Source organism: Paenibacillus sp. TSM33, from assembly GCF_056099025.1.
In genome coordinates this window covers 140,334-152,567 of the sequence record NZ_JBLZXB010000009.1, presented here as the reverse complement: position 1 = coordinate 152,567, position 12,234 = coordinate 140,334, and the positions used below count along the sequence as shown (strand labels likewise).

Annotated in this window: 11 protein-coding genes; all 11 read right to left on the bottom strand. The window is 47.5% G+C overall.

Annotated elements, in window-relative coordinates:
• Positions 1-5: 5 nt before the first annotated feature.
• The 11 genes from ACN6NF_RS03945 to ACN6NF_RS03895 all read right to left on the bottom strand — a co-directional run bounded on the left by ACN6NF_RS03945 (position 6) and on the right by ACN6NF_RS03895 (position 11,892).
• Positions 6-845, bottom strand: coding sequence for a carbohydrate ABC transporter permease (locus ACN6NF_RS03945; protein WP_474315325.1), 840 nt, complete (start codon positions 843-845; stop codon positions 6-8).
• A 5-nt stretch (positions 846-850) separates the two neighbouring features.
• Positions 851-1,759: a carbohydrate ABC transporter permease gene (locus ACN6NF_RS03940; protein WP_474315322.1), complete on the bottom strand. Its 909-nt coding sequence runs from the start codon at positions 1,757-1,759 to the stop codon at positions 851-853.
• A gap of 189 nt (positions 1,760-1,948) precedes the next feature.
• Positions 1,949-3,241, bottom strand: a complete 1,293-nt coding sequence (locus ACN6NF_RS03935; RefSeq protein ID WP_474315320.1) for an ABC transporter substrate-binding protein — start codon at positions 3,239-3,241, stop codon at positions 1,949-1,951.
• Positions 3,242-3,415: 174 nt separating this feature from the next.
• On the bottom strand, positions 3,416-4,975 hold the full coding sequence (locus ACN6NF_RS03930; RefSeq protein WP_474315318.1) for a response regulator transcription factor: 1,560 nt from the start codon (positions 4,973-4,975) through the stop codon (positions 3,416-3,418).
• Positions 4,953-6,683 carry a sensor histidine kinase gene (locus ACN6NF_RS03925; protein ID WP_474315315.1) on the bottom strand — a complete coding sequence of 577 codons (1,731 nt, stop codon included), beginning with the start codon at positions 6,681-6,683 and terminating at the stop codon, positions 4,953-4,955. Before ACN6NF_RS03925 ends, ACN6NF_RS03930 begins: the two co-directional genes overlap by 23 nt.
• A 166-nt stretch (positions 6,684-6,849) precedes the next feature.
• Positions 6,850-7,092 (bottom strand): hypothetical protein, encoded by a 243-nt coding sequence (locus ACN6NF_RS03920; protein ID WP_474315313.1) that lies wholly within the window; start codon positions 7,090-7,092, stop codon positions 6,850-6,852.
• A 37-nt stretch (positions 7,093-7,129) separates the two neighbouring features.
• Positions 7,130-7,996 carry an inositol monophosphatase family protein gene (locus ACN6NF_RS03915; RefSeq protein WP_474315387.1) on the bottom strand — a complete coding sequence of 289 codons (867 nt, stop codon included), beginning with the start codon at positions 7,994-7,996 and terminating at the stop codon, positions 7,130-7,132.
• A gap of 173 nt (positions 7,997-8,169) precedes the next feature.
• Entirely contained in the window at positions 8,170-9,171 is a 1,002-nt protein-coding gene (gene uvsE, locus ACN6NF_RS03910; RefSeq protein ID WP_474315312.1) for a UV DNA damage repair endonuclease UvsE, read from the bottom strand.
• Between the two features lie 139 nt (positions 9,172-9,310).
• A complete protein-coding gene (locus ACN6NF_RS03905; RefSeq protein ID WP_016819326.1) occupies positions 9,311-9,634 on the bottom strand; it encodes a hypothetical protein in 324 nt (107 codons plus the stop codon).
• A gap of 100 nt (positions 9,635-9,734) precedes the next feature.
• The gene (locus ACN6NF_RS03900; protein ID WP_474315309.1) at positions 9,735-10,823 is read right to left on the bottom strand and encodes a D-alanine--D-alanine ligase; all 1,089 of its coding nucleotides are present in this window, start codon (positions 10,821-10,823) and stop codon (positions 9,735-9,737) included.
• Positions 10,824-10,896: 73 nt separating this feature from the next.
• The gene (locus ACN6NF_RS03895) at positions 10,897-11,892 is read right to left on the bottom strand and encodes an amidase domain-containing protein (RefSeq protein WP_474315308.1); all 996 of its coding nucleotides are present in this window, start codon (positions 11,890-11,892) and stop codon (positions 10,897-10,899) included.
• Positions 11,893-12,234 lie beyond the last annotated feature (342 nt).

The window sequence follows — 12,234 nt, the reverse complement described above, 5'->3', positions numbered from 1 at the left end:
CGGTCTTAGCCCTTCAGGCCACTCGTGCTCATTCCTTCTACGATTTGTTTTTGGAAAGCGAAGAATACAGCGATAACAGGTAACAGGCTTAAGATGGACATCGCGAACATTCCTCCCCAGTTGGAGGCCGACTCGCTGTCGAGAAACATTTTGAGTGCAATCGATACGGTATATTTCTCTGGCGAGTTCAGATACAGCACCGGACCTAACAGATCCTCCCACTTCCAGTAGAAAGAGAAGATTGCCGCTGTAGCCAGCGAGGATTTGAGCAAAGGTAAAATAATTCGAAAATACAACCGGAACTTGCCGCATCCGTCAATCGTCGCCGCTTCATCCAACTCTGCTGGAATCGTCCGTATGAACTGTACCATCAGGAAGATGAAGAATGGCATCCCGAAAAAGGATGGCACCACCAATGGTAGGATCGTATTGATCCATCCAAGCTTGGTGAAAATGATATATTGCGGTACCAGTACCACATCCCCCGGCAGCATCAGCGTCACCATCATCAGAGCAAACCACAAGTTACGCCCCTTGAATTTCAAGCGTGCGAAGCCAAATGCGATCAATGAGGAGGATAGCACGGCGCCAATCGTTGAAATCACTACGATCGTGAGCGAATTCAGAATATATGTGCCGAAATTATAACCAGTTGTTCCTTTCCAGCCTGTTACATAGTTCTGCCAAATCCATTCTGTAGGGAAAAGCGAGGAGGCCGTGACGAATATCGTCCGACTTTCTTTAAAAGAGCTGAACAGCATCCAGAACACGGGATACAGCATCAGGAGCGCCAGTGCAGCAACCAGAATGTGATAAATTGGCCATTTGATCGTTTTCCATGCCATTGGTATCAGCGCCCCTTTTCCGTTTCATAGAACACCCAGAATTTGGATGTCATAAATAAAATCGCTGTCAGTATCGCAATCATAATGAGCATGACCCAGGCCATAGCCGCCGCATATCCCATATTGCTGAACATAAATGCCTGCCGAAACAGATACAGTGAATGCAGCATCGTTCCATCCATTGGACCACCCTCACCCTTGGAGATAACATAGGCCGGGACGAAGGTCATAAACGCACTGATCGTCTGCATAATCAGGTTAAATAAAATAATCGGACTTAGCAGCGGCAGCGTAATACTGAAAAATTTTCGTACTGGCGTAGCTCCATCTACACTGGATGCCTCGTACATCTCATGCGGAATATTCTTCAGCCCTGCCAGAAAAATAAGCATGGATGAACCAAATTGCCACACAGACAAGGTGATCAGCATCATTAGCGAAGCATCTGGATCACCAAACCATTTCACCGGGGTTGCCCCCAAGGCCGTAAGCAAGCTGTTAACAATGCCCTCATTACTGAAAATATTGCGCCACATGATGGACACTGCCACGCTCCCCCCGATAATAGAAGGCAGATAGTACATCGTCCGATAGGTGCCAACCATGCGTGACTTGGTATTCAAAATCATAGCCACAAACAAGGCGAAAATCAGCCGCAACGGTACGCCGACCAATACATACGTAAACGTGACCCTGATCGAATTCCAGTATTTTGGGTCGCCTGTGAACATTTTTTCGAAGTTACCCAGACCAATCCATTTGGGTGGAGTGAACAGATTGTAGCTAGTAAAGGACAGATACAGCGAAATAAACATTGGAATTAACGTAAATGCCAGAAAGCCCACAATAAACGGGCTGATAAACGCATATCCGGTCATATTGGCTTTCAAGCTCTGATGATTTCGCAAGCTCATCAAGCCTCCCTTCTGTTGCATTTTAAGAATTTGCGTACGTGTAAACATAAATTTTACGTTGTTATATGAATTATCCTGTGATACCTACAAAGGTTGCTTCTGCGATGGATTCGCCGAATCAACCGTGCGCAATCATGCTTTGCACTACGCACGGTTAACCTAACGAATCGATCCTTCAACCCTGCATTATTACTGCTTGTTATTCGCAAGAATGGTATTCGCATCAGCCCGGAATTTGGCCGCTGCGTCTTCAGGCGTCATCTGTCCGAAATTGACTTGCTCAATGTAATCGGTCAAAGTAGCAATCACTTCCGGTGATCCGACTGGCGGAGGCGGGCTCATTGGGGAAGCTTTTGGCTCCATGGAAGCCACAAATTCAAACACCTGCTTCGTTGCCTCGCTCAACTCCGGTGCTACAGCTTCCTTAATTTTGGCAGAAATCGGTACGCCCCGTTCGCCTTTAATCAATTTGTTCGCTTCTACATCGTTCATCCAGAAATCAATAAACTTTGCGGCCTCATCCTTCACCTGTGAACGGGAAGCCACCGCCCAGTACATCGTAGGCTGCATATATACGCCTTTTTCCATATTCGGTCCAAACATCGGAGCAAGCGCCATTGGGCGATTAACGACCTGTTGTAAGCCCACATACTGATTGGACCACTGCCAAATGCCGATACCTGTTCCTTTTACGATATCCGATTCCTCAAGAATTCCCTTGGTTTGGTTCATGACTTCAGGAGTCGGTGTCGCCCCTTTCTTAATCAGCTCAGCTAAACCACCGAAGAAATCAACAAACAGCTTATCGTCGTCATACCCCAATCCTGTTCCTTCCGTATTGTAGAGAGATTTTCCATGTGTCCGCAAATAGTAGTGGAAGAAAATATCCGCAGCCATAGAGCTGTCAAAGTAAACTTTATTGGAGGCTGCCTTCAAAGCCAGCTCTTTGTATTGATCCCATGTCCAGTCATCAGGAATTTTGTCTATGCCCGCTTTTTTAAGCAATGCCGGATCGTACTGGAAGCCCAGCACATTGACACCTGTGGGAACACCATATTGTTTTCCGGCAATGATCCCGGTTTTGAGTACATTTTCGTTTACATCAGCGACTTGGATTTTCTGATTCAAGTAAGGCGCCATATCTTCCAGCTGGCCGTTCTTTGCATATTGGCTAATATACGAAATGTCCATTTGTACGATGTCCGGCAGTTGGTTGGCTGCCGCCTGCGGGGCGAGCTTCTTCCAGTAGTCATCAAAAGAGGCATATTCCACATCAATCGTCACATTCGGATTTTTTTGCTTATACAAATCGATGACCTTCTGCGTATATTCGTGGCGCGTATCCGATCCCCACCAAGCGATCCGCAACTTTACTTTTCCGTCTGCACTTGTGCCCGAATTGCCTCCGCCGTCCGCTCCACTACATGCCGTCGTCAACACGAGCAGCATCGCTATAACCAGAAACCATCCCTTTTTGCCCACCTATCTCTCCCCTTTTCGCTGTTCTAGAAAGGAGCCTTATGACGAGTAACCATGTACTTACGCTCGTTTGATAGCGTTTACATTTGCTCCTGTTGTTATTTTCCCAAAAGCAGAGAAACATTGGAATACACAAATCAGATTTCAAAGGTTTAAAAAACAGAGGGACTCAGCTGCTCATCCCCGTTCGTGTGATTTAATGTACTCGGAGGGTGTCATACCTGCCCATTTTTTGAACACCTGGCTAAAATATTGCGCGTTCCCGCCGAAGCCGAACCATTCCGCCAGCTCAAACACCTTTACGTCTCCCGTCTCCCGAATATGCTCAGCCGCACGTTCGATCCGGTAACGATTGACGTAGTGCGAAAAGTTTTCGCCTGTCACTTTTTTGAAAATTTTTCCTAAATAGTCAGAATTCATATAGAGCATTTGACCCGCCACACCGTTCAGCGAGAGATCGGATTTTCTATAGTTTTGCTCAATAATAGTGATCATTTTATCCACCGTGGAAGATTGGCGGTATACATTGCTTTTATAATAGATTGCGGTCATTCGTTCGGCGGCTTCCTGTACAAAAGATTTGAGACATGCCAGCGTTTTTTGCTCTGCCAGCACGACCATTCGACTTGTAAACGCCGCACGTTCTTCTTCAGGACATATACGGATCATGGCAGCATATAGCTGTAGTACATATGAACGGGTTACGGAGATTTCCAGCTTCATACGAGACAGGATGCCAAACAGCCGATCCACTTCCTGTACAACTTCCTCCCTATTTCCAGCCTTGATCAGCAGACCAAACTTCTCCTCATCCAGCTCCAAATCTGCCATCTCCCGGGTATCCTCAGCCGCCAAATCTTCCTTCGTAATGAGGCTCCCCTCCCCGGTGTAAAAGCGGTGATTCATACAATGCAATGTCTCCCGATACATCCCCCGCGAATGCTGCATACTATCCGACTCGCTAACCGCAACGGTCACCTCCAGCTTATAAAAACGGTGAAATGTCGCACGTACCGCTTCAATCTGTTTCATAAATTGTGACGCATCATCCCCACTTTCCAGCACAATCAGCAGTTGCCCTTGCATGGTCGTACTGAGCAAGACATGATCCATTAAATCCCCAGCTATATTTTGCAAAGCAAACAAATGCTCCGGCTCGTGGGACTCCTCCACCCGTAGCAGCAGCATTCGAACCTGCTTATCTTGCAACTCCAGACCGAACAAACGCTCATAAAAAGCGATATCACGGCTGCCGTAAGTTTTGTAGGAAATAAACTCCTTCAAAAAATGCTCCTTCACATGCGGTAGCATACGCTGAAAATCAAGCTTCATCCGGTTCACAAACTGCTTGCGTTCCTCCTGTTCCTCTCGCTCCTGTCCCAGCTCGGTCAGAGCCTCATGAATTTGCCGCTCATTGCAGGGCTTCAACAAGTAATGCTTCACCCCGTATTGCATGGCCCGACAGGCATAGTCAAAATCTTTGTAACCAGATAACAGAATAAAACGAACGTCTGGAAAATGCTCTGTCGTTTTGGCAACGAGTCCGATACCGTCCAGTCCTGGCATAGAAATATCGCTGATCACAAAATCAGGCGGGCTCGCCTGGATCTGATCATATGCCTCAATCCCATTACGCGCCGTACCTACCAGTTGTGTTCCTGCTTTGCCCCAATCGACCACCTGTGATATACCTTCCAGAATCATACGCTCATCATCAACCAGTAGCACCTTGTACACGACCCTGATCCCCTTTCACATATGGAATACAGACATGAATTGACGTTCCTGCTCCTGACTCGCTATGCAGCTCTATTCCCCAAGGTGTACCAAATGTCAGGTTAATCCGTTCCTGAATATTCGCAAGTCCAATACCCCGCCCACGGGTTGTGATCTGTCCGCTACGCAGCTTTTCCAAGAAATCCGGGGTCATTCCAGGTCCGTCATCTTCAACCCGCAGGAACAGCGCCCCCTCGCTTTCTCGGACTACAATCGTGATCCGACACGGTTCAATACGCGGCTCCAACGCATAATGGATCGCATTCTCCACCAAGGGCTGAAGCGTTAGCTTCGGAATTTGCGCGTCCATCAATTCTTCCGGGACATCGAGCTGGAAAACGAGGCGCTCATCAAAACGTGTTTTTTGGATCGTTACGTAGCTCCTCACGATATCCAGCTCTTTTTGAAGGGGAATCAGCTGCTCTTCAAAACTGACCGTGCTGCGTAGTAGAAAAGCGAGGGCTTCCACCATTTCTGAAATCCGATCCTGCTTGTTGGCCTTGGCGAGCCAGTTCACAGACTCTAATGTATTGTATAGAAAATGTGGATTAATCTGTGCTTGAAGCGCCTTTAGCTCTGTTTCCCGCAGCAATAGCTGCTTGGCAACATTCTCATTAATAAGCTCGCGGATACGGCGGATCATCTTCTTATACGTCCGATGCAAGAGGCCGACCTCATCCTGTGTGGAAAGGGGGACCGCCCCAAGCGCTTCCTCTTCCAGACGGTCGAGATCACCTTTTTCTATTTTACGCATGTTCTGGATCAACTGAACGATTGGTTGGGTAATGCTGCCTGACAGCCTAGCACCCAGCGCCAGTGCAATAAGCAGCATAATGACAAAAATAGCGCTTACAATTTCTTTGATTATCGTAATACTGCGAAACATATCATCAAAGGGAGTCATATGTAAATACGTCCAGCCCGTGTAAGAGGATTTGATCTGAGCAGCAAAAAAGGTCCCGCCTGTATAGGTCGCAATCCCGTAAAGCTGCTTCCGCCCAAGCTCTGCCTGAATATCGCTCTCACTCAAAAGCGGTGCTTCGGGATAAATCATTCGTCTTCCGTCGGTAATCATCAACTGTCCGTCACGACCTGAGGTCTGCACACGATCCGCTACAATCCGGTCAATTCGCACACGAATCGCAAGCGTTCCGAGCCCATTCAGCGTAAAATTGGAATCGGTAAAGGATTTGAATTGCCGCGCTGCCAGCAAGGAGGAATGTCCTGCCACATACCATGCATTGGAGCCGTCATATTCGTCTGCCAACTCCGACAGGGTGGATCGAAGCTCTTGGGGGATACCTTCACGGTTGCCCGCACTCATGACCTGTCCCTCTTTGTCGATCACCATCATAGAATAGACATAGGTTTCGGAGCCGGCGAAGGCGACAAGTCTATTCGTTATTTTTTTACGCAGTACCATTTTGACATAAGGTGACGTTTCCTTCTCCAATTGCAGCAAATAACGCTGAAGCTGCTCGTCCGTTGTTACCTTAAAAGTAACTTTCTCAACATCCTTTAGCTCATTTTCAATGCCGATTGAAGAAATATTGAGCACTTCGGATGTCTTTTTGTACATTTGATTATCATAAATATGAAATACGTACTTAAGTATGACTGCAACAACTGCAAAATTAACCAGCATGAGCACCGTAATCAGCAGTACCATCTTATGATGGATTCCGGCATTTTTGTAAGCGCTCTTAAAGTAGGTAATCAGTACATGTCGCCCCCTTCGCTCGTCCTGCCTGGTTCAGCCCAAAATGGAGAAAACTCTATATATTATACAAAATACCCCATGCCTTGGTCATTCGGCAAGAGGTATTTGGGTTTGCTTAGCGTTGATCGGTTGCTTTCGATTTGTCCGCCTTGCTCATATATTCGTCATATCGGTCATCAACTTCACGTGCCATACTCCGGTATTTACGCGTCTCCTCGACAATAGGGTCCATTTGAGTCTGAACCCGCACCTCATATTTGGGGCTGAGTCGTTCCCGTTTTTTGGTCTCATTCTCACGAATTTCGCCTTCCGTCAGCAGTTCACTGAGCTGGCGTTCCAATTCTTCGGATTGGCTCATCGCGATTTCCTCCTTCAGGATAATGGTGTACGTTGTATTATAACCCGGTTGCGTCTGCTTCTTTCAGGACTTGAATAAGTTGAGAATGAATAGCTGTATTCGTAGCTACAATATGCCGTACACTCAGGTCATAAGGTTGGCCCAATGTGTCCGTAATGATGCCGCCTGATTCCTGTACCAGCAAAGCACCCGCGGCCACATCCCAGGCATTCAAACCGATTTCGCAATAAGCAGACAAACGTCCCGACGCCACATAAGCCAGATGCAATGCTGCCGATCCGAGCGCCCGAATACCGCGTACCTGTGGTGTAAGGACCTGCGTAATTTTCATATTCAACGGTTGTGCATACGTACGATCCGGCGGGAAACCGATGCACACCAGACTATCTCCCAACGTTTCTTCTTTCGATACTTCCATGCGATTACCGTGGACGTATGCGCCTTTTCCCTTTTCCGCTACAAACATTTCATCACGGGACGGATCATAAATTACCCCGACAATCACCTCGCCACGATGAGCCAAGGCAATAGACACACTGTAGTACGGCAGACTGTGCACGAAATTGGTAGTGCCGTCTACCGGATCAATAATCCATAAATATTCCTCTTCACGGGCAGCCTCTAATGCTCGGGCTGAAGCTTCAGCTCCCGGCTCTACCCCTTCTTCACCTAAAATGGCATGATCGGGAAAATGGGTGAGAATGAGTCTGCGAATCATCTGTTCTGCACCTTTATCTACCTCGGTTACTAAATCGGTCGAAGATTGCTTGGTATTCAATTGTTCAACAGTGCCCAGTCTGCTTTTAATCCATTCCCCGGCTTTGGATGCCGCATTAATAGCCACGGCTGTATAGCTTTTTCCTGATACGATATAGGGAACCTTTTCGTTTTCATGTTCGTTCAACGTGTTCACTCTACTTTCTATATCATTGTTACGTGGTTTACGAATCTGCCCTACAGGCAGTCTCTTAACCATCTCTGTTTCAGTACAAGTTTGCTAGTTTACACATTCTAGTATACACAATAAGCTTCATAAAGTTTCTCCATATGGAAGCTTTATCCGCAAAATACTACTTTCTAAGGCGTAATATCTATGGAAGCCCCATTCAACACTTTGACCCCGTTATCTTCCTGAAGACGCAGTTCATTCATTAATCCGAACAACGCTTCATCCTTAAGTTTGGCTTCAAGCATGACATCAATCCGATCCGTATATCCAGCAATATTACGCAGAAAGGTCAGTAACGGCTCCACCAGAACACCGTCTGCATGACCACGAGGGTCTTTTTCACTTTTGGGACTGGAGGCATGGATTTTGGGCGGCAATGGATGATCAGTAGAAGATCCGGCTTGGGCCAATTCCCCTTTCCAGGTATCCAATATGTCCGGCCATAGCTCCCACGGCTTCTCACCCTCGTTATTGACCCATTGATGATGAATATCGAGAACCATCGGCAAGCCCGTTATTTTGCAAGCTTCCAGTGTTTCCACCGCATTGAACGTTTTATCATCATTTTCCAATGTTAACCGTTCTCTTAATGAAAGATCCAGGGCATTCACTTGTTCTACAAAACGCTGACCAGAGGTCACCTTATCTCCGTATGCACCACCAATGTGAATGTTGTTCTTGGCTTCGGCACTAAGTCCCATGGCCTCCAGCATCGCCACGTGGTACTTCAGATCATTAATGGAGCTCTGCAGCACTTCAGGACGGGGAGTGCTGAGCACTGTAAAATGATCGGGGTGAAACGATACCCTCATCTTATTCGCCTTGACATAGTCCCCCACCTCTGCAAAATCAGTGGCAAGCGCCTGAAATGGGTCCCAGTCCCGCAGATCCTGATGGGTCGCGAGCGGAATCAGCTTGGATGAGAAACGATAGACCTGAATATCACTCGCACGATTATGACGCAACAGCCTCAATGTATTGTGGAGATTTTCGGCTGCAATTCGTTCTAGCTTGCGGATCGCGGCTTCTCGGTCTCCGATCTTGTTAAAGCTGGCCATAGTCATGGTTTTAGAAGGGGATGCATTTTGCACGGTGACTGACATGGCAACATAACCGAACCTTACGATCATAGATGTCCTTCCTTTCAGCAGTTCGCAGTAGATGGCAAGGCCGCTTTCATTATGTGACCTAAACCCCTTTTCTACTGATCATACCCGGAAAAGCATCTGCTGATTCGGTGTTTTGCACAAAACTGAAAGAAACAAACAGCTAGGATTGCTGCTGTGCTCCAAAAAACATTTCATCTGCCAACGCGGTCTGAATTCTTGACTCCTCTTCATTCAGCTTACGAATGAGAGTCATTTCTACCTCGGTCACTTCGTCACCTTGGAAATTGATTTCGGCGATACAGCCCACAATCTGAACGATGGCTACTGCCACGTTGTCCACGCTATAAGCGATGACCTTCTGTCCTGTCGGAAAAACGCGCAGTCCGGATTTAACCATTTTGCCACGTCCATATTCCAGCAGTTCATAAAGTTCTTGTTCGCTCTTGAATTTGCACACCGAATTAAATTCAGTTTGAAAGCCCATGTAGCCGCCACCTTTCATATTTAAGGGTTTAGTTAAATGCTCAAGTACATCAATATATATGAACAAAAAGGAGAGTGATCAGCTCCCCTTCGTTTTTCGTTTATGAGTTCTCATAGTGCAGTGCCGACCTGCGTTCATATCGCTCCAATGCAAGAGCAATCATGCGATCCAGTAGACTTGCATAGGATACGCCGGTTTCTCTCCACAATAATGGATACATACTGAACGGTGTAAAGCCAGGCATCGTATTCACTTCATTAATAAGGATATGTCCATCTGAGCGTCTGACGAAGAAATCTGCACGGGAAATCCCGCAACCTTCCAGAGCGCGGAAAGCTTGCAATGCGGCTTCACGGATACGATCTGCCACTTCCTCGTCCAGTGGTGCCGGAATGAGCATTTCCGATTGACCATCGGTATATTTGGCAGCATAGTCGTAGTAATCACTCGACGACACAATTTCACCTGGTACCGAGGCAATCGGCTCGTCATTCCCAAGTACGCTGACCTCAATCTCACGGGCATCGACGTACTCCTCTACAATCACCTTCAGGTCAAATTGCAGAGCCAGATTTACAGCCTTTTCCAGTTCTTCCCGGTTACTAGCTTTGGAAATACCTACGCTTGAGCCCAGATTGGCTGGTTTGACAAAGCAAGGATAACCTAACTCAGTTTCTATGTTACGCACCAAGTCATGACCGGTTTGTGCCCACTGTGTACTATTAAAATAGCAGTATTTCACTTGCGGCAACCCTGCATGTTCAAACAGCTTCTTCATGACGCCTTTATCCATACCTGCTGCCGAAGCCAGCACGCCTGCCCCGACATAGGGCATATCCGCCATTTCGAACAGACCCTGAATCGTTCCGTCCTCACCAAAGGTGCCGTGCAGTAGCGGAAACAGTACATCCAGCGTCTGCTCCCCGTACAGCTTGCCGAACAATGTATCTAATGCCGCCTTGGTACCGCCCTCAGCGTGCTCCAGCTTCAATTGCTCTACTGTAGTCAGAGGCGTACTTAACAGCGCCCCTCTACGCCAATCGCCAGCCTTCGTAATATAAAAAGGAATAATCTCGTATTTCTCATAATTAAAAGCGTTCATTACCGCATACGCCGTTTGCAGCGATACCTCATGTTCGCCTGATTTACCACCGTACACCAACCCTACGGTCAATTTTTGATTTGCCATGCCTATCCTCCGCTTTCCTGCTTTCGTCATTGTGCCTGATTTGCTTCACTGTACCTGCTATCCATCATCTCATTTAAAAATAGTCGGCGATGTGATAAAAGCGATATACCGTATTGTCCGTCCACGCATACGAATTTTTATAGTCCCAATAACGATGTCTGGAGCTTACCGTATGTGCATTGACTAGCGGCATGCCGCCAGCATCAAAGGCCGTTACCACCGTGCTGTGCTGGAAAGTTCCGTCACCATCCCAATCATAAAAAATGACGTCCCCCAGCATGAGCTGCTCCGGTCGACTCACCTGCTCTGCGGTCAACCCCCAGGAGCTGGAGCCCAAATATCGCTCCAGACTGTTGGAAACCGCCCAGCTATAGCTCCACAGCTCACGTCCGGCGACCCGCCCTTTATACCACCAGCCCGATTCTCTTTTACCAGTATAGTGGATCGGTGCGCCACCTGCAAAGAGGCACTGCGAGATATAATTGGTGCAATCCACATCAAACGCCTCAAACTCCGGGTTAAAGCTATCCCACCACTGATCTGCATAGGCCGCTGCTTCTTCACGGCGATATCGGCTGGGGCGTGCTGATGAACCAAAGCCCAGCACACCACGATTCAGCAGCGGCAGACTTCCTCCCTGATTAAACGACGCTTGTTCAAAAGGAACCTCTCCTCCCGCCGGCTTTCTTTCTGCCGGATCGCGTTCGATTCTCGTCACCTGCCAAGCTTCACCCTCGCGTGTAAACGTCAGGCGCTCCCGTTCAATCCGATCCTCCCGGTGAGTCATCCCGCCCTTCTCATAAAAGAGTCGAACATGCAGTTGTACATCGACCACTGCCTCATCCAAGGTATCCTGCACTATTCGTAGCGGCTTGGCGCGTGTCTCGCTGCGCAGGGGAACAGCGTCCCGTTCGTTGTACCACTGCTCCAATCTGGCCGCACGTGCTGCTCGCTCCATTCGCTGGCCCACCTCCAGGTACTCATCCGGCTGTGGTACACCATTTACCTCACTGCGATTGTACTGATTCACGTAAGCAAAAAGGGCCTGTTTCCATTCCCGCTCCCCCATCCCTATCCCTCCATTTTTCGTCTCGCTATCCTTATTCGGGGATAACCACGCTGATATATAACTTTCATTCTTTCCTCTCTGGTCTGATATGCTCTCTATCTATAAGTATGAATCTCTAAAGCTTGGTATGAACATCGAAACACGAGGAAACCGAACGTTTTATTTTCCAGTCTGACACGCATAATTTAGGTCAAAAAAACTTTACGGAACCGTCTGAAAACGGTATACTTAATCCAAAAGCAATCATTTTGAAATCATGTTTCATCTAATGAAACAAATTACATTCATCTCAACCTCTTAACTTACGATGCACCATTGAAGATGAAATTGAGAACGCAACCA